Source organism: Dellaglioa sp. CoH-57-MRSF-18 (genome assembly GCF_056781995.1).
The window spans coordinates 148,868-170,228 of the sequence record NZ_JBXAXX010000001.1 but is presented as its reverse complement, the minus strand read 5'-3'; the positions used below and the strand labels follow the sequence as shown (position 1 = coordinate 170,228).

Here is a 21,361-nt window from a genome sequence, read left to right as displayed (position 1 = left end):
TGTCATTTTTTGTATAAAGGAGAAAATATGCCTAAAAAAACGTATTTTAATTTAGATGAAGATAAGCAACAACGGATATTGGATGCTGCTAAAGAAGAGTTCTCAAGAGTACCCCTGTTTGAAGCATCAATTAGTAATATCATAAAAATTGCAGATATTCCGCGAGGGAGTTTTTACCAATATTTCGAAAATAAAGAAGATTTATACTTTTATTATTTTGATACTATTCGACAGAATCAAACTAAAAGATTTGGTGAATTATTAAAACGAAATCAAGGTGATGTCGTGACGACTATGAAGACCTTTTTTTCAGAAACGATTGCGAATACAGTGTCCGGAGAAGATGCTGCATTTTTTAAAAACGCCTTTGTCCGAATGGACTTTAAAATGAGTAGTCGGATGCAGCCACATCATCCTCACCACCCGCATCATAGTGGGAAACAGCCACATTTTGGTGGACCATTTCATCAAAATTTAAAAGCAGATTTTGATATTATGAGTGAAATTGATCGGTCTTTACTAACCATTTCCTCAGATGAAGAAATTAGTTTACTTATGTTTTCTTTAATGAGTCCATTTATGAAAACTATTAATGATTATTTTTCAAAACAAAGAGAAGGTATTGAAATACCTGTTGAAGAGTTACAAAAAGAATATGAAACAATGGCTAACTGGGTAGCTATTGGTGTTTCAAAAAGGAAGGAATAAAAATAAATGATAAAAGTAATGAAAAATCGCGTTAGCGTTTGGGCAATGTTTGGTGCATTTATATTTATGATTGTCCAAGTTATCTGCGATTTATATTTACCAACATTAACATCAGACATGATTAATAAAGGTGTCTCACAAGGCGATGTTGCGTATATCTGGCAGGTGGGTTATGTCATGTTAGGCGTAGCAGCTATTGGTATTGTTGCGGCAGTTGGTAATGTCTTTATCGCTTCACGCTTAGCGCAAAAATTAGGACTTAGATTAAGAAGTCATATTTACAAAAAAGTACTTAATTTTTCAAGTCATGAATTTGATCAAATTGGAAATTCAAGTTTAATTACAAGAACATCAACTGATGTTCTACAAATTCAAAACGTTACCGTTATGATGTTAAGAATGATGATCCAAGCGCCTATTATGTTGATTGGTGCTAGTATTTTAGCTTATAACAAACAAAAAGAATTAACCGTGATTTTTTTAGTAGCTGTTCCAATTTTAATTATATTAATTGCTTCAGTTATGTATTTTGCAGTGCCGCTGTTCAAAACGTTACAAAAAAGAATTGATCATATTAATCTTGTCTTTCGTGAAGGTTTAACAGGTGTTCGTGTTATTCGCGCATTTAACCAAGATAAATATGAACAAAATCGTTTTGATCGTGTGAATAAAGAATATACAGATAATGCCCGTAAAGTATTTTCAATTACGGCGCTAATGTTCCCCATGATGACTTTAGTTCTTAGTGCAACCAATATCGCAATTATCTGGTATGGTGGTCATTTAATTGGAGATATGTCGATGCAAGTGGGTAATCTAGTTGCGTTTATGACGTATGCAATGCAAATTTTATCAAGTTTTATGATGTTATCGATGGTATTTGTCATGTTACCTCGTGCGCAAGCTGCTGCAGCACGTATCAACGAAGTTTTAGATACGAAGAATTCGATAAAAGACCAACCTGATGCAATTACAGTTGATCGTAGTAAAGTAGGAGCAAGTCAATTGTCATTTGATAAAGTTAATTTCCGGTATACGGGTGCTGAAAAAGAAGCCCTAACAGATATTAACTTTGAAGCAAAGGCGGGTCAAACGATTGCGATTATTGGTGGTACTGGATCTGGTAAGTCAACGTTAATTAATTTAATTCCACGATTGTTTGATGTTGAGTCGGGCGATATTAAAATTGATGGTAAATCAATTTATGAGTTAACCCAAGTAAGCTTACACGACCAAATTTCTCTTGTTCAACAAAAGACAGTTCTTTTTAGAGGAACAATCCGAAGTAATCTACAGTTTGGAAATGAAACGGCAACAGATGATGAGTTGTGGCATGCGCTAGAAATAGCACAAGCTAAATCGTTTGTTGAAGAATCAGCGGATGGCTTAGACGGCATAGTTGAACAAGGTGGAGATAACTTCTCTGGTGGCCAAAAGCAACGACTTGCAATTGCAAGAGCATTAGTTAAAAAAGCTTCTGTTTACTTGTTTGATGATTCATTCTCAGCGCTTGATTTTAAAACAGATGCTAAATTACGTGGCTCACTTAAAACGGATGAAAGCATCAAAGATAGTGTTGTCGTAATTGTGGCACAACGGATTTCTAGTGTGACAAGTGCCGATTTAATCTTAGTTATCGATGGTGGAAAAATCGTTGGTAAAGGGACTCATGAAGAATTGAAAGCCACGAATGAAACCTATCAAGAAATTATGCAGTCACAAATCAGAGAGGGGGATGCAGAGTAATGGCAGATAATAAGTCAAAACAAGCAACGCAACCTATGCGGGGCGGTCGAGGTGGACATGGCAATATTGGACGACCAGTTGAAAAGCCTAAGAACTTTTGGAAAACAATTGGGCGTTTAGCGAAATACATGTCACCATGGTTAATTTCAATAGGGATAGTATTAGTGCTAGCCATTATATCTGTAATTTTCCAGGCGGTTTCTCCTAAAATTTTAGGACGCGCAACAACCGAGATTTTCTCTGGGGTAACTAAAGGATTCACTCAAATGAAACAGGGGCAGAAAGTAACCTCGTTGCCAATTAATTTTGATGCAATTAAGAATATCTTACTTACAGTTGGTATTATGTATATTGCGTCTGCACTTTTCAGTTTTGTGCAGCAATTAATCATGACTAATATTTCTCAAAAAACGGTGTACGCACTTCGTAAAGATATTAAGGCTAAAATGGAACGCGTGCCTGTTTCTTACTACGATACACATCCAAATGGTGATATTATGTCTCGTGCTGTAAATGATGTGGATAACATTTCTGGAACGTTACAACAAAGTTTTACACAGTTAGTAACAAGTGTTGTGACCTTTGTCAGTGTTCTCTATATGATGTTTTCAATTAGTTGGCAATTAACGTTAATTGCTTTGATTATTGTTCCTTTGAGTTTGGTTGTTGTCTCATTAATTGCGCCTCGTTCGCAAAAGTTCTTTGCTGGACAACAAAAGAGTTTAGGACTTTTGAACAATCAAGTGGAAGAAACGTATGCGGGTCATACGGTTGTTAAGACTTTTAATAAAGAAGAAAAAAATATTGATATTTTTGAAAAACAGAATAATGATTATTATAAAAGTTCATGGAAAGCACAATTTATTTCTGGATTAATTATGCCAGCAATGAACTTTATTAAAAATATTGGCTATGTCTTTGTGGCAATTGTTGGTGGAATTAAGGTTTCACAAGGAACAATTACTTTAGGTAACGTCCAAGCCTTTTTACAATATGTGAACCAATTCTCACAACCAATCACTCAAATTGCCAACTTATCTAATACGATTCAAGCAACTGTAGCTTCTGCAGAACGAATTTTTGAAATCTTAGATGAAGAAGAATTGAAAGATGAAAGTAACGATGACTTACCAATTGCTGATAATGGTAATAAAATTTCCTTTGATCATGTTCAATTTGGTTACTCAGATAAGAAGCTTTTGATGACAGATTATAATTTGGATGTTAACGAAGGACAAAAGGTAGCAATTGTTGGACCTACAGGTGCTGGAAAGACAACGATTATTAACTTAATTGAACGCTTTTATGATGTCTCAGCGGGATCAATCCGACTAAATGGTGTCGATACTAAGAATTTGAAACGAGAAGATTTACGTAAGTCAATCTCGATGGTGCTTCAAGATACTTGGTTATTTACAGGTACTATTATGGAAAATATTCAATATGGTCGTGAAAATGCAACGGATGAAGAGGTTTATGCTGCAGCAAAAGCCGCTCATGTTGATACATTTGTTCGTCAATTACCAGATGGTTATCAAACTGTTCTGAATGAAGACGCTTCAAATATTTCACAAGGACAACGTCAATTGTTAACGATTGCTCGTGCATTTTTGGCTGACCCAGAAATTTTAATTTTAGATGAAGCAACGAGTTCAGTTGATACACGAACTGAAGTTTTGATTCAAAAAGCGATGGATACCTTATTAGATAGCCGAACAAGTTTCGTTGTGGCGCATCGTCTATCAACGATTCGTGATGCGGATAATATTATTGTAATGGATAATGGCTCAATTATTGAAACTGGAAATCATGATGCTTTGATTGCTAAAAACGGGTTTTATGCTGATTTATATAATAGCCAATTTGCAAACGGTACTATTTAAATTAAAAATAATGAGCTGAATTTGACCTTAGTTAAATTTGTGTTCATTATTTTTTCGTTTTTAAAATACTTGGGCATTCTTACCGGCTTTTAATCTTCTTCTTACGACGTTGATAATTTAGCGTATAATAAAAAAGACTCTAAAACAGTAGATGATTATTTAGAAAATGAGGTTTAATCATAATGAAACAATCACAAATTAGAAATTTTTCAATTATTGCCCATATTGATCATGGTAAATCAACTTTAGCTGATCGAATTATGGAAGAAACACAAACTGTCAGTGAACGTGAGATGTCTAGTCAATTGTTAGATTCAATGGCTGTTGAACAAGAACACGGGATTACAGTTAAATCACGAACGGTTCGTAGTTACTATACAGCTACTAATGGTGAAACTTACGAATATAATTTTATTGATACACCGGGACACGTTGATTTTTCATATGAAGTTTCGAAAAGTTTAGCTGCTAGTGATGGGGCTATTTTATTGGTGGACGCCACTCAAGGTGTGCAAGCACAGACGGTTGCAAATTACCGTTTAGCTAAAGAAAACAACTTAAAAATTATTCCAGTAATCAATAAGATTGATCATCCTAATGCTGATGTTGAAGAAACTAAAATTCAATTGATGGAATTAGCTGACGTTGATGAAGACGAAATGTTATTAATATCAGCTAAAACTGGGATTGGTGTTGATTTGGTTCTAGAGGCTATTAAAGACCGTATTCCAAAACCAATCGGTGATATTGAAGCACCACTTAAAGCATTAGTTTTTGATTCACATTTTGATGCATTTAAAGGAATTGTGGCTTATATTCGTGTCTTTGATGGTGAATTTAAAGCTAATAATTTACTTCGATTTATGCAACAAACGACTGATTTCCAAGTAGTAGAAGCAGGTATTTTTAAACCTGACATGGTGGCTGTTGATAGTCTACATGCCGGGGATGTTGGCTATGTTATTACAGGGCTAAAAGATCCTCAACTAGTTAAAATTGGGGATACGTTAACTTCTCAAAGTAACCCGACACCAGAAGCACTTCCTGGATATAAAGAATCAGAATCAATGGTTTTTGCTGGATTTTATCCTAAAGATAATAACTATAAAGAATTAAAATCAGCTATTCAAAAATTAGCTTTAAATGACTCATCTTTCCATTATAAAGAAGAAAAGTCAGATGCTTTAGGACTAGGATTTAGATGTGGATTCTTAGGGATGTTACATTTAAGTATTATTCGTGAACGTCTCGAAAAAGAATACCAATTAGGGGTGTTAACAACGACGCCTAATGTTACGTACCACGTTATTTTGAAAAATGGTAAAGAAGTTGTTGTTGATAATCCTGTCCAATTCCCTAATTTTTCTGAAATTGATCATGTTGAAGAACCATTTTTAGATGTTCATATGACCGTGCCAGATGAACAAGTGGGCGATATCATGAAATTAGCTGAAAAACGTAAAGGTATTTTCCAAGATATGTCATACAATTCTGGTCAAACTGAATTGAATTATGCGTTACCAACGTCTGAAATTGCCTATGATTTCTTCAATCAATTAAAATCATTATCACATGGCTATGCAACAATGGAAACGCAATTTAAAGGATATCAAACAGCAGACGTTGTTAAAATGGACGTTTTAGTTAACTATGCAACAGTCGATGCACTAGGGTTTGTTGTGCATAGACAAGATGCTGTGGAAATTGGTCAGAAATTAGTTGAGCAATTGAAATATTCAATTCCACGTAAATTATTCCCAATGCCAGTACAAGCAGTTATCGAAAATAAAGCTATTTCGCGTGCAAATGTACCGCCTCTTCGTAAGAGCGCAACAACAAGTAGTGATAAAAAGAATGCTGCCAAACAAGATATGCTACGCCGTCAAAGCGCTAATAAACGATTGGGCTCTAAGGCTGAAATGGAATTACCACAAGAAGTATTTAATGCAATATTGGAAGTTAACAATGATAACTAGTCTTTAGAAAGAAGGATTACAATGGGAGTTTTAGAAGTTCGCCAACTTTCCCATCAATTTGCGGATAAGCAATTATATGAGGATGCTCATTTTGAATTAAACACTGAGGATCATATGGGTATCATTGGTCAAAATGGTGCTGGTAAAAGTACATTAATCAAAATTATTACTGGACAAGAATTACCTGATGAAGGCGAAATCAAATGGAAAAAAAGTGCGACAATTGGCTATTTAGATCAATATGCTGAAGTTGCGGAAGGCATTACGGTTATTGAGTTTTTGAAGACAGCATTTCAACGTTTATATGATATTAGTGAAAAACAAACGCAGGCCTATACGGATTATGCTGAAAATATGGACGAGAAGTTGTTGGAAAAAGCGGGTAGATATCAAGAAGAACTTGAGGCAAAAAATTTTTATGATATCGATACAGAAATTGACCGTGTTCGAACTGGTTTAGGATTAGATGCAATTGAAAAAGACCATCAAGTTAGTGAATTAAGTGGTGGTCAGAGATCTAAGATTATCTTAGCTAAATTATTATTGGAAAATCCTGAAGTTATTTTATTAGATGAACCAACTAATTATTTAGATACGGAACATATTGATTGGTTAACTGAGTATTTAAATCAATTTGAAGGCTGTTTCATGGTTATTTCTCATGATTTTGAATTTTTACAAAATGTCACGAATACAATTATTGATGTTGCATTCGGTAAAATCACAAAATATCGTGGGAATTTTAAATCAGCTATTAAGCAAAAAGAAGCTAAAAAAGAAGCGCAACTAAAAGCTTTCCAGAAACAACGCCTTCAAATTGAAAAAGATGAGGCTTATATTCGAAAGAATAAAGCTGGAACGCGTGCCACAATGGCTAAGTCTAGACAAAAAAGATTAGATAAAATTGAGCGTGTGACACCGCCAAGTGATACTGTAAAAGGTAAATTTGATTTTCCTTATCTAGATACTGGATCCGCATCAACGCTTGCCGTTAAAAATTTATCAGTTGGTTATAAAACGCCATTACTATCACCAGTAACTTTTTCATTATCACATCAAGAAAAAGTTGTCTTAAAGGGATTTAACGGAATTGGTAAATCAACAATGATTAAGTCAATTTTGAAGTTAATTCCAACGTTTGGTGGAACTGCTGAATTTTCTGATTCTGTTGTTGTTAATTATTTTGATCAAGATTTAATTTGGGATAATAAAGAAATGACACCTCTTCAAATTATTCAAGATGAATACCCTGAATTGGAACCTAAAACGATTCGTCGCCGATTGGCTAAATCAGGGATTAATGCTGCGAATACAATGAAACCTATTAATATTTTGAGTGGTGGGGAACAAATGAAAGTTAAGTTGAGTTTAGTTGAATTGAAACCAAGTAACTTTTTAATTTTGGATGAACCAACTAATCACTTGGATGATGATACAAAAGACGCGCTACAAAAGGCAGTCCGACGTTTTCCTGGAAATGTTTTATTGGTCAGTCATGAAGCACCATTTTATGAATCTTGGATTGATAAAGTGTTTGATGTTGAAGCAATAAGAATTCAAAAATAGTGATAATAGCCTTGGAAAGTAATTTTCTAAGGCTATTTATCTGCACAAAAAAAGCACCAACCGAAGTTGATGCTTTCCTGTTATGGTACTTACCGAAGTAAATAGATTGTATGAATTCCACAAAACAGTGACAATCAGACATACCTACAATGCGGTAGGTAAAAAATGCCCCATTTTCGAACTAATCACTAGCCGCCGCAGCGGAACAACCGAAGTTGTCTGATTTTACTCGACTCATCGCATAACTTAATCATAGCACAAAATTAATATTTCGTATAGTTCTATTTACCCCAAAGGAATTGGATAACAGCTTTATCAACCTGTAAATTTCTATGAAGTTTACTATGTTGTGCATCTTCACCAGTAATTTTAAGCTCGTCATACGATTTTACTTGGCCTTTTAATAGATAGTTCATTGAACGGGCAGAAGCAATGCTGACAGATGTATCAGAATTTGAGCCATCATTCACATCGCCATAAATAACAAAGACTTTTGCGGTTGATGGGAAATTTTTTCGTTTGCTATAGTAACTTTGGTAGTTTGCTGTTTTAATAGCAGGTTCGTCATTTTTCAAGAAGTAATTTTTATTGGCTTTTTCGTCCATTCCGAGGACCCCATTAATTGGACCAGCAATTGGAACAAATTTATTTAGGATAGGAGAAGATTTTTTTCTGACAGATTCAGCCCAGTACATTGCAGATGAGCCACCCATTGAATGTGTAACAAGATTGATTTTTTTAATATCGTATGATGCTTTTAAATAATCAGTTATCTTACCAATCCATCTGCCCTCTTCAGGAATTTGAGCATCACTACGCGCAAATATAACTTGAACAATTGGATTTTTTTCAGTATATTTCCATCTACCCGTATAAGTGACATCACCAGTTGAAGAGACGGTTGCTGTTAGAACTTTTTTTGCCTTACCAGATTTTTCTGCTGAGGCAATCATGTCGTTAGTTGAGTTAGCTGTACCGCCGTATCCATGAATGTATAAGGTTGGTGTTTGTGAAATACTTTTCTCTGTTTCTACCGATTTAGGTATACTGTTATGCAATAGTAAAAAGCCAATACCTAATCCTAAAATCAATAAGATGGTTATTAATATACCGTATTTTTTCATTAGTGGTTTCCTTTGCATAGTAAGTTATTTGCTTTCATTATAAGCTACCGGGTCTTGACGTTCAAATTTAAAGCAAGTTATGGTAAGCTATATGCGAAGATAACTAAGAAAGCTGAGGATGAGCAAATGTTCATAGTGAAATCAACTAGAGATATAAGTAGTCAAATATATAAGGATGCATTATCAATTAGAAAAACGGTTTTTGTTGGAGAACAGAATGTGCCAATGGAATTGGAAATTGAAAACGAATCAGAAGCTATTCATTTTGTGGGTTATAAAGATGAAGAACCTGTTGTGACAGCACGTGTACTTAGCGAAGACTCTGAAACGTGGCATGTCCAGCGAGTTGCAACATTGAAAGCGGCTCGTGGACAACATTTAGCAACAGATATCCTAACGTTTATTGAAGGATTTTCAACAGTCTACGGAATTAAATACTTAACCTTAGGTGCACAAGATCAAGCCCAAAATTTTTATTTGAAACTAGGATATGAGGTTGAAGGTGAAGGCTTTATGGACGCAGGAATTCCACATCACACAATGATAAAAACAATCGAAGGAGCCTAGATGGCAAAAGAAACTTTATTTTCAAAATTACTAACGGATGAACGATATACATTTGCGAGTGAACTTGGTAGTAAATATCATAAAGACGCTAGTCAAATTTTATTTACTTACTTGAAGTTAATGGCTGAGGGGACACAAAACCAGTCAAAATCATTACAGAAAAGTCTGCCAGAAATCGATAAAAAATTTCAAAAGTATTTAGAAAACTAGAGATAGAAGGTACTTACAGTGAATAATAATCCATTAGCCAATCTTATGAAGCAAGATAAGTTAATTGTCGGTATTAGTGAAATCAGTAAAATGACAGGTGTTTCAACACGACAGTTAAGATATTGGGAACAAAAAGGCTATATTGAAAGTATTTCAGATGAGAAGGCAAAGTCGCGAGAATATCGTTTAGATATGGTCATAAAAGTCAGTCTTATAAAAGAAGAGTTAGATGAAGGATACACATTGGTTGCGGCGATTGAACACGTTAACGGAAAAATGGATATTTTTAGACAATTTAAACACTTTTTGATTGATCGTGTTTCAGATGTTGGTAAACAAGGAAATAAAACAGTTTTTGATATGGGCTATTTTGATGACTCCAAAAAGCAGCGTTTATTTGCGGTAATAGATGAAAAAGGGACACGTTTTGAACTCAGAGATGTTTAATAAAAAGAATTATAAAATAAAATCATAAAAAGGTTGCAACCGTTTACATTTGTGTTATACTTAATTTGTAGCAAGGAAGGCTATCGAAATCCCTGAACAAAATAAAACTGAAGTCACTTTTTTAAACTCACTTAATGGTTTTTAAAAACGAAGTTAGTTGGACAATGTTTAGTACTGAAGATAGTTGAAAAATGTAACACAAGTTAATGACGTTGAGAGATGTCAAGCAAGGCGTATTAAAACGGTGCCGGTCTTGAGCATTAAAAAGCAAATCAAGACACATCAAGTTAGATGATGTTTACTCCGATGAATTTAGAATTTTGGTAGTGTGAACGTCGTGAGACGTCGAACAAGGTTTTAAAACGGTGCTAGTCTTGAGCGCTTAAAAGCAAATCAGGACACATCAATTAAGATGATGGTTTAAGTTTCCAATGTACGGCAAGTTAATGACGTTGAGAGATGTCAAGTAAGGCGTATTAAAACGGTGCCGGTCTTGAGCATTAAAAAGCAAATCAAGATATCGAATTTTGATGATTTAAGTTGTAGTAGAACGAATAATTGGATTTAGAGGTATTTGGTCTTGGAGAAACGTTTGAAATCGAATGGATAACAAATCGCTCAAAGGGCGTCGTTCGATAATATATGATTCAAAACATATAAAAGCGACTTCACAGAACTAAATAAGTATAAAGATATAGAGGCGAAATATATTAATAATCAAGTAAAATCGACTCTCGGTAACACGGGTTTCGGCTTTCCTTCTACAAAAAGATAGGATTCAAGACATTTCTTAAAACAAATGCTTGAATCCTATTTTAATGCAGTGAATTATGATTTTTAGCTTACATTTAGGTATTTTAAAATGAAAGGTTAGGTATTCCTAAAAAATAAGTTACAATTCAATCGTTATTCTGATATAATAAATCTATTATTAAGAAAATGGAAGTGAATTGATTAACTAATGACAAAAAATGAAAGATCGAATATGACACCTATGAAGGAAGATTATTTAAAAATTATTTTTGAATTAGGCGGTACGCAAAAGAAAATATCGAATAAACAGATTGCGCTTAGTCTGAACATTGCGGCCGGATCAGTTACAGAAATGGTCAATAAACTAGTTAAAGAAGAGTTAGTAGAACATACGCCATACGCAGGGATTTCGTTAACGAAACCTGGGATATTATTGGCAGAAGATTTAGTTCGTAAGCATCGTTTATGGGAATGCTTCTTAGTTTATAAATTAAATTATAAACTACAAGATGTTGACGGTGAATCAGAGTTACTTGAACATGTGACAAGTGAGTACTTGCTTGATCATTTGAGTGAATTCTTGGGTCATCCAACACACTGTCCTCATGGCGGTGTGATACCTGACAAAGAAGGTAACTATGAGGAAGATAGCCATCTCGTTTTAGAAGCAGTAGAAGATAACACTAAAGTTGTGATTGAACGATTCATTGATAATCATGATTTGTTAACTTATTTAGATGATTTAGAATTACACATTGGTGATAAATTAACAGTTGTTTCTCATGCGCCTTTTGAAGGTCCAGTTGAAATCAAATTAGAAAATACTGGTGAGGTTAGAAATATTAGTTATAAAGCCGCTCATTATATTTTTGTGAAGTAGGTATTATGATAACAAAAGAAATTTTTATTAAATAGCTAAAGACTGTTGATATCAAATAGATATCAGCAGTCTTTTTTTGGAAATATAGCAATATTTAATAACTGGTAAAATGATTTAAGGTTAGCCTAAACTTTTTGTTTACAATGTATAAAGTTTGAGTATAATAAGGAATTGAGAAGAAAAGAATTTAAAGGAGTGGTAAAAAATGTCGAAAGAAGTACAAGAACCAAAAATGACTACCACAACAAATAGTGCTAGTTTGGAAGAAGTAAATGGATCAGTAGAAGTTCCAAAAAGTGCCGGATTTTTACGAACTTTATGGGCTTTTAGTGGACCAGGTGCATTAGTCGCTGTTGGTTACATGGATCCAGGTAACTGGATTACATCAATTGTCGGTGGTGCACAATACCGTTACTTACTATTATCAGTCGTTATTTTCTCCGGACTTATCGCTATGTTAATGCAATATATGGCTGCTAAGTTAGGTGTCGTAACAAGAATGGATTTAGCACAAGCAATTCGTGATCATACTAATAAACCGGTTGGATTTTTATTATGGATCATGACAGAATTAGCAATTATGGCAACAGATATAGCCGAAGTAATTGGTGGAGCGATTGCTTTACAATTACTTTTTGGAATTCCATTAACAGTCGGCGTTATGATAACTATATTAGATGTTTTCTTACTATTATTATTAACAAAATTAGGATTTAGAACAATTGAAGCGATTGTTGCAACATTGATTGCATCAATTTTAATTATTTTCCTTTACTTAGTTGCCTTATCAAAACCAAGTTTAGCAGGTATCATGGGTGGTATTTTACCAAGAGCATCAATCGTTATGAACCATGATCAATTAACATTAGCTTTAGGTATTATTGGTGCAACAGTAATGCCTCATAACTTGTACCTTCACTCTTCAATTGCACAAACACGTCAGTACGATTCAACTGATGAAGAAGAAGTTGCAAAAGTTGTGCGCTTTACAACTTGGGATTCAAATATCCAATTATTTGGCGCAACAATTGTTAACAGTTTACTTTTACTTTTGGGGGCTGCTTTATTCTTTGGACATGCAGATCAATTACAAGCATTCGGTGATTTATACCGTGCATTAAGTGATAATACAATTGCCAAAGGGATTGCATCACCTGTACTTTCAACTTTATTTGCCGTAGCTTTACTGGCTTCTGGGCAAAATGCAACGATTACCGGAACCTTGACTGGTCAAATTATAATGGAAGGTTTCATACATTTAAAAATGCCATTATGGGCCCGTCGATTGGTTACACGTATCATAGCAGTTATCCCCGTTATGATTGCCGCAATCATTTGGGGTGGGACAGAAGGCGTATTAGATAATTTACTTGTTTATTCACAAGTGTTCTTATCAGTAGCCTTACCATTTACGATGATTCCATTAATCTGGTTTACATCTTCTAAAAAATATATGGGTGAACGATTCGTTAATCCACTTTGGGTATCAATTATTGGTTGGGCAGCCGCAATCGGGTTAACTATTTTAAATGTTCAATTAGTCTTCAATTTAGTCATTCAATTTTTCCAAGAAGTTTTATAAAATAAGGAGGAAATTCATATGAAAAAAAGTTTTGAGTTACCAAAGCATAAGAACATTCTTGTCGGCGTCGATAATTCGGCAGATGCCCAATTAGCATTCTTAGAAGCGGTTAGTCATGCTTTAGATGATGATTCTCTGCTGCATATTGTAACTGTTCTGGAGTCGGATGATTTGAATGTTTTTCAGGTATTAACAAAAGATACATTAGCTGAAAAACGTTTGAAGGTTGAAAAACAACTTCAAGAGTATAAACAAAGCGCATTAGATGCTGGTGTTAAGGAAGTACACATTGTTCTTGCTGAGGGTGAACCTGGTGAAACGATTGTCAAAGATGTTATTCCTGACGTTAAACCTGATTTAGTCGTTGTTGGATCAGCTATAACTAAAGGGATTGGTAAGTACTTAGGTAGCCAAGCATCATACGTGGCTAAGTATTCTCCCGTTTCAGTTATGGTTGTTCGTTAATAGAAAAAAGTTATACAAAATGGTTGAATCTTATAAAGATTTAACCATTTTTATTTGGAAAACGTTTACTTGTTTATTTATATATAAGGTTTATGTTATGCTTTTATGTATAACATAAATAGGAGCATGATGATGATATCAAATTATATTTCAATATTAAAAAACGAGTTTAAAGGTTATAATGCAACAAAATTAGCTAAAGATTTTATGGCAGGTTTAACGGTAGCTGCAGTTGCTATTCCGTTAGCCTTGGCATTTGGTGTCTCAAGTGGGGCAACAGCTGCTGCTGGGTTAATCACAGCCATTGTTGCTGGGATTTTGATAAGTACCTTATCTGGGGCATATTATCAAATATCAGGACCAACTGGAGCGATGGCCGCAGTATTAATGGGTGTTATTGCACAATATGGATTAAAAGGGGTTTTTATTGCTACATTGATTGCCGGAGTGATTTTATTGTTAGCCGGTATATTTAAATTAGGCGTTTTAACGACTTTTATTCCTGCCCCTGTTATTACAGGATTTACATCAGGAATTTCAATTATTATTGCTTTCGGGCAATTAGATAATTTTTTTGGTACGCATTCAAACGGAAGTAGTTTAATTGAAAAAATTGGTAGTTATCCTAGCTTAGGTTTTCAACCTAAGTTGGCAACGACTTTGATGGCAATTTTAGTTGTTATTGCACTTTTTATTTTTCCAAAAAAATGGAATAAAGTTATTCCTGCATCGTTGATTGCAATTATTGTTACTACGGCAATTACAATGATATTTAAATTAGATGTCGCAACAGTTGGCGAGATTCCAACAAGTGTTATCAGTGATGATAGATTACATTTAGGTGCATTAAATCTTCAAACAGTTAAAAATCTAATTATTCCTGGCGCAAGTATTGCTTTACTGGGAATGATTGAAAGTTTATTATGCGGGGCATCTGCTGGTCGCATGACAGGTAAAACCTTAGATAGTAATCAAGAATTAATCGCTCAAGGTATTGGAAATATGATTTTACCATTTTTTGGTGGTATTCCAGCAACGGCTGCGATTGCTAGAACGAGTGTAGCAATTAAATCAGGTGCACAGACGCGATTGACAGGCGTTTTCCATGCACTTGCGTTATTAGTTTCAATGCTTTTATTGGCACCAATCATGTCACAGATTCCTTTATCGGCATTAGCTGGCGTGTTAGTTGTGACTTCATGGCGGATGAACGAATGGTCAGCTATCAAGTATCTCTTTAAAAATAAATTTAAAAGTGCTTTAATTCTATTTTTCTTAACATTAATAAGTACCGTTATTTTTGATTTGAGTACGGCGATTATGGCCGGTGTTTTAGTCGGGATCGTTATTTTTGTGGCTAAGAGTTCTATTTTAGATGTTGTTGTTGAAGATGTTGATTTAAGCAAAGTCGAAACAACACAAGATAGATTAAAAGATGATTGGGCAGTTGTCTACATCACTGGACCACTATTTTTCATGTCTGCGGATCGATTAGATAAGGCACTACAGCCACTTCATGAACGAGATTTAGTTATCTTTTCATTGCGAGGCGTACCATCAATTGATAATACAGCAATGGCTGTTATTCAGGATTTCTATAGTGATGCTCAGACTAAAAATCATGAAGTGATTTTTTCTTCAGTTCAACCAAATGTAATGAGAATGTTTGAACGATCTGGCTTTAAAGATGTGGCTGGGGAAGAAGCCTTTTATTTCTCAGTTGATCGTGTTCTAAAGGAAATACTATAAGATGTACATTATTGACAAGGATATTTAGGCATGTTAAGATTCATTCAACTTAATAAATAAAAGTTAACACATAAGTAGTCATTTATCTGGGAGTCAGAAAGTTGGTGGTTGATGCGAACCAATCAGGATAAATTAACCAAATACGTTAACGTTATTTTAAACATCGGATAAATATCTAGAACCGTTATCATCTAGTGAGTGAGAATTTGGGTTCTCAATTAAACTGGGTGGTACCACGGCTAGAGTCGTCCCTGATACAATATTTAATATTGTATCAGGGACTTTTTTTGTCCAGAAAAGGAGTGTTAAAAATGAAAAATATAAATTGGGGTCAGTTTCGATATCAAACTTTTCATGATAAATACTAGAATCGACTAAAAAATAGGAGTGTTTACTAATGAAAAATAAATTATCGTTTACAGAAGCAGCAAGTGTTTTAGTAGTAATGTTGATTATTATGGGATTTGGTGTAATTAAGTTTGGGTTATCACCTCAAACACCAGTTATGTTAGTGATTGGGTTGTTAATTTTATGGGCTAGAATTCGTCATTTTTCATGGGATGAGATTCACGCGGGTATCAAGGATGGAATGAGTACAGGGTTAATTCCCATCTTTATTTTTATTTTGATTGGCTCATTGATTGCGACTTGGATTGCGGCAGGAATTATTCCAACCTTAATGATTTGGGGATTTAATCTGATTAGTGTTCAATTCTTTGTGCCTTCCGTTTTTATTGTCTGTGCTATTATCGGATTATCAATTGGGAGTGCCTTCACTTTAATTTCAACTGTGGGTATCGCACTATTCGGTATGGGGATGACGATGGGGGTTAATCCTGCACTAGTGGCAGGAGCAATTATTTCAGGTGCTATCTTTGGGGATAAAATGTCTCCCTTATCAGATTCAACGAACTTAGCAGCTGCCATTGGAGAATCTGATTTATTTAAACATATTAAAAATATGATGTGGACAACAATTCCTGCTTTTGTAGGATCTTTAATTTTATATTTCATTTTGGGAAGTGGTAGTATGGCAGCAAATATGGATAAAATCAATCATACGATTTCAATTTTATCTAGTCACTTTTCAATCACAGCTTGGGCGGCATTACCAATTATCTTAATGTTTGTCTGTGCCTGGTTAAAAATTCCAGCTATTCCAACGTTATTTATCAATATTGGTGTATCGTTAGTTATGTTATTTATTCAAAAACCATTTACGAGTTTACAAGATGTTGCGGCGTTGATTCAGTCAGGATTTGTTTCTAAAACTGGAGATGCAAATGTGGATATGCTGTTAACACGAGGTGGCGTTTCAAGTATGATGGGAACCGTGTCATTAATAATTTTAACTTTAACGTTAGGCGGCTTACTAATGAACTTCAATATTATTGAAGTCGTTATGGAACCTTTAGTTAAACGTTTAAATTCATCTGGTAAATTAATTACGGCAACTATTTTTGCTGGAATTGGAGTTAATTTATTTGTTGGAGAACAATACTTATCAGTTATTTTACCTGGAAAAGCGTTTAAACCCGCTTTTGATAAATCAAAATTAGATAATTTAGCCTTAAGTCGTGCACTTGAAGATGGCGGAACAGTGATTAATTACTTAATCCCTTGGGGTGTAGCTGGTGCGTTTGCAGCAAGCACGTTGGGAGTTCCAACGCTAGACTACTTACCATTTGCGTTCTTTAGCTTACTATCGCCTGTCTTTTCAATCATTAGTGGTTGGACGGGAATCGGGTTACGTGCAAAGAGAGCCTAATAAAAACGGGTCACAATGAATTTTATATTCGTTGTGACCCGTTTTTTTGTTATTTCTCATTCTTATTGAGTGTAATTAAGTACATTGTCATGAAGATGGCGATTAAAACCATGACTGTCCCAAAAAGTGGCGTCATACCTAATCCGAGATTAGAAACAACTTGTCCACCAATTAAAGAGCCTAACGTAATGCCAATATTGAAAGCAGAAATATTTAGCGACGATGCTAAAGTAATATCTTTAGGGGTATATTTTTCAGCTAATTGAACAACGTATAGTTGTAATCCTGGAACATTCATAAAGGCGAATAGTCCTAAGGCCATAACGGTTAATAAACCTAGAATTGACATTTTAGCAGTAAAGAAAAGGATAAATAAGACGACTGCAAGTCCGATAAACATTTTTAATAATGCTTGGAGCGGATTATGGTTTGCTAAACGGCCGCCAATCGTATTTCCAAGGGCAACCATCAATCCGTAGACGATTAAAATGATAACAACAGCACTTTCACTGTAACCCATTGAAGTTTCTAAGAGTGGCGTAATATACGTATAAACAACGAATGTCCCACCGTAACCTAAGGCGGTTAATGATAACGTAATCAATAGATATTTGTTCTTAAGGACACGGATAAAACCATGCGCATCAGATTTTCCAGGAATTGGTAAACCATTTGGTACGAGGAAAAAGTTGGCGATTAAACCAATTAGTCCAATGATACTAATAAAAATAAATGATCCATGCCAACTAGTATGTTGACCAATAAATGTACCTAAAGGAACACCGGTTACAGTTGCAACGGTTAAACCAGTAAACATGACTGAAATAGCACTAGCACGTTTTGAAGGTTCAACAACATCAGCCGCAATAACGGAAGCGATTGTCATGAATATACCGTGAGACAATGCAGAAATAATTCGACCAATTAATAAAATTGAAAAAGTTGGTGCAAATGCTGCAACTAAATTACCAACGATAAATAACGCCATGATACTTAAGAGTAATTTTTTTCGATCAAATTGGCCAGTTAAAATAGTTAGAACGGGTGCACCTATTGTGACACCGAATGCATATAATGAAACGCTAAGTCCTGCCTGACTTAATGAAATACCAAAATCTTTGACTAATAAGGGGATGAGCCCAACGCTAATAAATTCTGTTGATCCGATTGCGAAAGCACTAATAGCCAATGCTAAGAGTGTTAGGGATGGTGATATTTTTGGTTTTTCCATAAGTTTGTAAAGCCTCCTTGATTTTTGTTGGAATAATGCTACAATTTATGATTATACGTGTACGCAACAATAAGACAATAACGTACTAAAAAGTGCTATAGGAACTTTTTAGTGCCTATAGGAGGAAGAATGGAAGATAAAACATATAATATTGGTGTTGAAGCGACTTTAGAAGTCATTGGCGGAAAATGGAAAACAATTATTTTATGCCATTTACGTGGTGGAAAAAGAAGAACTAGTGAGCTGAAACGTGCAATTCCGAAAATAACCCAAAAAATGTTAACGCAACAATTACGTGAATTGGAAGCCGATGGGATTATCTCTAGACATATCTATGAACAGGTACCACCAAAAGTAGATTATCAATTGACTGAATATGGTGAGTCTTTGAGTACTATATTAAATAAATTGTGTGTTTGGGGCGAAAAACATGTTGATCGGTTAAATGAGCAAGACCAACATGTTGTTTTAATGAATCGAGATAAAGTGTCATAACTGTCATTATTGATTGCTATTCGAGAAATGTAGCTGGCAGTTACTGTTGTTCATATGTTATGGCATAATCTGGTAATTGCTGTATAATAATCATTTACAGTTATTTATAAAAATTATTGAAAGAAAGTATGAGAATTAAATGTTAGCAAACTTATATGGACCATTTTTTGATCTAAACAATTGGAAAACAGTTGTCGAATCAAGTAGTGATTGGATAATTATCCTATCATTAGCAGTAATCGAATGCTTATTATCAGTGGATAACGCAATTGTATTAGCTGCACAAACACAAAAATTACCAAGTAAAAAAGAACAAGAAAAAGCATTATTTTACGGATTATGGGGTGCATATATTTTCCGGTTCATCATTATTGGAATTGGAACATTTTTAATTGATTTCTGGGAAATTAAAGTAATTGGCGCTGGGTATCTTATTTACCTATCAGCCCATTATTTCTTTTCAAAAATTAAAACGCCAAAACCTAAATCAGAGAAAAAAAGTAATGGACGAAAAGGTCCATTCTCATTGTTTTGGTCAGTTGTTATTTCAATTGAGATGATGGATATTGTTTTTTCAATTGATTCTGTCTTAGCATCGTTAGCAATTTCGACAAATCCAGTCATTGTTTTAATCGGTGGGATGTTTGGAATTTTAGCCATGCGTGGGATTGCGACATTGATTATGAAGTTGATGAAGGTTGTTCCGGAGTTAGAATCAATGGCTTACTTGCTAATCGCATTAATTGCGGTGAAGTTATTCCTTTCTATCCCTCAAATTGGTATCGAAGTTTCAGCAGTACTTTTTGCTGGAATTGTTTTTGGGGCTATTATATTAACGACTTTAATTCATATGTATAATATTCAGAATAAAAAATAACGAAACGAAGGCGATAAAATGGTCACAAAAGTAACAGATAAAACGCTCGCGGAACATACAGATTCCGGATTAACAATTGTTGATTTATGGGCTCCTTGGTGTGGTCCATGTCGTATGATGGAACCTGTTATTGATGAATTAGAACAAGAATTCAAAGATGATATGCAATTTGTAAAGTTGAATATTGATGAAAATAAAGAAACAGCATTGGAATATGATGTCATGAGTATTCCGAGTTTTCTATTATTTAAAGATGGCAAAGCAATTGAAAAAGTTGTTGGTTATCATGATAAGAGTAAATTTTCAAAGTATTTAAGTGAAAAAGTTGCTCAAAATAAAGCAGTATAAATAAAATCCCACTACAAATTTTGTAGTGGGATTTTATTTTAGGCTTAACTATTATTAATGGCAGTCGTAACCTTAAAGGTGCATACTAAAGAAAATTATAAAAGGAGATTATTATGAAAAAAATTGGGTTTATTGGAACGGGCGTTATGGGCTCAGCAATTGTTAGTTATTTATTGAAAGCGAACTATGAAGTAACCGTGTTTAATCGAACCAAATCAAAGACAGATGACTTAGTTAGCCAAGGGGCAATATGGGCTGATTCGCCACAATTGGTTGCGGCTAAAAGTGATATTATCTTCTCGATGGTTGGTTTTCCTGCAGATGTAGAAGCAATATATTTTGAAGAAAATGGTATTTTTGCTGGTGCTAAAAAAGGCGCAATTGTAGTTGATATGACAACAAGTACACCAACACTAGCGAAAAAAATTGGTGATTACGCGGAAACTCATGAGTTGTTTGCGTTAGATGCACCTGTTTCTGGTGGTGATATTGGTGCAAAGAATGCGAAGCTAACAATTATGGTTGGTGGACACAGTGATGTATATGAACAAGTGAAACCTATTTTTGAAAAGATGGGAACAACAATTGCCTTGTTTGGTGGTTATGGATCAGGCCAACATGTAAAAATGGCTAATCAAATTATGATTGCTGGAACAATGACCGGAATGACTGAGCTGTTAGTTTACGCTAAGGCAGCAAACTTAGACTTGGAAAGTGTCATTAAAACAGTTGGCGGGGGAAGTGCAGCAAATTGGAGTTTAGACAATTATGCGCCCCGAGTTTTAAGTGATGACTATACACCAGGATTCTTTGCAAAACATTTTCTTAAAGATTTGCGTATTGCATTAGACGAAGCAGAAAAAATGAATATTAATCTACCCGCAACAAAAGAAGCTAAAGTACTATATGAAAAATTAGTTGATGAAGATGGATTAGGTAATGACGGTACACAAGCATTAGTTAAATTGTGGTGGAAATAAATAAGT

The 21,361-nt window shown here is 34.6% G+C and carries 19 protein-coding genes; 17 read left to right on the top strand and 2 right to left on the bottom strand.

Annotated elements, in window-relative coordinates:
- Positions 1 to 27 precede the first annotated feature (27 nt).
- The 5 genes from AC1RPG_RS00775 to AC1RPG_RS00755 all read left to right on the top strand — a co-directional run bounded on the left by AC1RPG_RS00775 (position 28) and on the right by AC1RPG_RS00755 (position 7,879).
- The gene (locus tag AC1RPG_RS00775) at positions 28 to 708 is read left to right on the top strand and encodes a TetR/AcrR family transcriptional regulator (RefSeq protein ID WP_481760973.1); all 681 of its coding nucleotides are present in this window, start codon (positions 28 to 30) and stop codon (positions 706 to 708) included.
- Between the two features lie 6 nt (positions 709 to 714).
- Positions 715 to 2,454: an ABC transporter ATP-binding protein gene (locus tag AC1RPG_RS00770; RefSeq protein ID WP_481760972.1), complete on the top strand. Its 1,740-nt coding sequence runs from the start codon at positions 715 to 717 to the stop codon at positions 2,452 to 2,454.
- On the top strand, positions 2,454 to 4,337 hold the full coding sequence (locus tag AC1RPG_RS00765; RefSeq protein WP_481760971.1) for an ABC transporter ATP-binding protein: 1,884 nt from the start codon (positions 2,454 to 2,456) through the stop codon (positions 4,335 to 4,337). Before AC1RPG_RS00770 ends, AC1RPG_RS00765 begins: the two co-directional genes overlap by 1 nt.
- 182 nt (positions 4,338 to 4,519) lie before the next feature.
- On the top strand, positions 4,520 to 6,313 hold the full coding sequence (gene lepA / locus AC1RPG_RS00760) for a translation elongation factor 4 (protein ID WP_481760970.1): 1,794 nt from the start codon (positions 4,520 to 4,522) through the stop codon (positions 6,311 to 6,313).
- Positions 6,314 to 6,334: 21 nt separating this feature from the next.
- Entirely contained in the window at positions 6,335 to 7,879 is a 1,545-nt protein-coding gene (locus AC1RPG_RS00755; RefSeq protein ID WP_481760969.1) for an ABC-F family ATP-binding cassette domain-containing protein, read from the top strand.
- A 281-nt stretch (positions 7,880 to 8,160) separates the two neighbouring features.
- On the opposite strand, the gene AC1RPG_RS00750 is transcribed toward AC1RPG_RS00755, so the two are convergent.
- Complete coding sequence (locus tag AC1RPG_RS00750) at positions 8,161 to 9,003, bottom strand: alpha/beta hydrolase (protein ID WP_481760968.1); 843 nt, start codon at positions 9,001 to 9,003, stop codon at positions 8,161 to 8,163.
- A 126-nt stretch (positions 9,004 to 9,129) separates the two neighbouring features.
- On the opposite strand from AC1RPG_RS00750, the gene AC1RPG_RS00745 reads away from it, so the two are divergent.
- The 8 genes from AC1RPG_RS00745 to nhaC all read left to right on the top strand — a co-directional run bounded on the left by AC1RPG_RS00745 (position 9,130) and on the right by nhaC (position 17,424).
- Positions 9,130 to 9,570 carry a GNAT family N-acetyltransferase gene (locus tag AC1RPG_RS00745; protein ID WP_481760967.1) on the top strand — a complete coding sequence of 147 codons (441 nt, stop codon included), beginning with the start codon at positions 9,130 to 9,132 and terminating at the stop codon, positions 9,568 to 9,570.
- Positions 9,571 to 9,780, top strand: coding sequence for a hypothetical protein (locus AC1RPG_RS00740; RefSeq protein ID WP_481760966.1), 210 nt, complete (start codon positions 9,571 to 9,573; stop codon positions 9,778 to 9,780). It abuts the gene before it with no gap.
- 18 nt (positions 9,781 to 9,798) lie between these two features.
- Entirely contained in the window at positions 9,799 to 10,227 is a 429-nt protein-coding gene (locus AC1RPG_RS00735) for a MerR family transcriptional regulator (protein WP_409021721.1), read from the top strand.
- A 985-nt stretch (positions 10,228 to 11,212) separates the two neighbouring features.
- A complete protein-coding gene (locus tag AC1RPG_RS00730; protein ID WP_481761142.1) occupies positions 11,213 to 11,860 on the top strand; it encodes a metal-dependent transcriptional regulator in 648 nt (215 codons plus the stop codon).
- A 205-nt stretch (positions 11,861 to 12,065) separates the two neighbouring features.
- The gene (locus tag AC1RPG_RS00725; RefSeq protein ID WP_481760965.1) at positions 12,066 to 13,442 is read left to right on the top strand and encodes an Nramp family divalent metal transporter; all 1,377 of its coding nucleotides are present in this window, start codon (positions 12,066 to 12,068) and stop codon (positions 13,440 to 13,442) included.
- Between the two features lie 18 nt (positions 13,443 to 13,460).
- The gene (locus AC1RPG_RS00720; protein ID WP_481760964.1) at positions 13,461 to 13,907 is read left to right on the top strand and encodes a universal stress protein; all 447 of its coding nucleotides are present in this window, start codon (positions 13,461 to 13,463) and stop codon (positions 13,905 to 13,907) included.
- 132 nt (positions 13,908 to 14,039) lie between these two features.
- Positions 14,040 to 15,656, top strand: a complete 1,617-nt coding sequence (locus AC1RPG_RS00715; protein WP_481761141.1) for a SulP family inorganic anion transporter — start codon at positions 14,040 to 14,042, stop codon at positions 15,654 to 15,656.
- 397 nt (positions 15,657 to 16,053) lie between these two features.
- Complete coding sequence (gene nhaC / locus AC1RPG_RS00710; RefSeq protein WP_481760963.1) at positions 16,054 to 17,424, top strand: Na+/H+ antiporter NhaC; 1,371 nt, start codon at positions 16,054 to 16,056, stop codon at positions 17,422 to 17,424.
- A 49-nt stretch (positions 17,425 to 17,473) separates the two neighbouring features.
- On the opposite strand, the gene AC1RPG_RS00705 is transcribed toward nhaC, so the two are convergent.
- Positions 17,474 to 18,655 (bottom strand): MFS transporter, encoded by a 1,182-nt coding sequence (locus AC1RPG_RS00705; protein WP_481760962.1) that lies wholly within the window; start codon positions 18,653 to 18,655, stop codon positions 17,474 to 17,476.
- Between the two features lie 129 nt (positions 18,656 to 18,784).
- On the opposite strand from AC1RPG_RS00705, the gene AC1RPG_RS00700 reads away from it, so the two are divergent.
- The 4 genes from AC1RPG_RS00700 (at position 18,785) to AC1RPG_RS00685 (ending at position 21,355) form a co-directional block, all read left to right on the top strand.
- Entirely contained in the window at positions 18,785 to 19,150 is a 366-nt protein-coding gene (locus tag AC1RPG_RS00700; RefSeq protein ID WP_409021715.1) for a winged helix-turn-helix transcriptional regulator, read from the top strand.
- Between the two features lie 139 nt (positions 19,151 to 19,289).
- Complete coding sequence (locus tag AC1RPG_RS00695) at positions 19,290 to 20,027, top strand: TerC family protein (protein WP_481760961.1); 738 nt, start codon at positions 19,290 to 19,292, stop codon at positions 20,025 to 20,027.
- 18 nt (positions 20,028 to 20,045) lie between these two features.
- Positions 20,046 to 20,375: a thioredoxin gene (trxA, locus tag AC1RPG_RS00690; RefSeq protein ID WP_481760960.1), complete on the top strand. Its 330-nt coding sequence runs from the start codon at positions 20,046 to 20,048 to the stop codon at positions 20,373 to 20,375.
- Between the two features lie 113 nt (positions 20,376 to 20,488).
- Positions 20,489 to 21,355 (top strand): NAD(P)-dependent oxidoreductase, encoded by an 867-nt coding sequence (locus AC1RPG_RS00685; RefSeq protein ID WP_481760959.1) that lies wholly within the window; start codon positions 20,489 to 20,491, stop codon positions 21,353 to 21,355.
- The last annotated feature ends 6 nt before the right edge of the window (positions 21,356 to 21,361 follow it).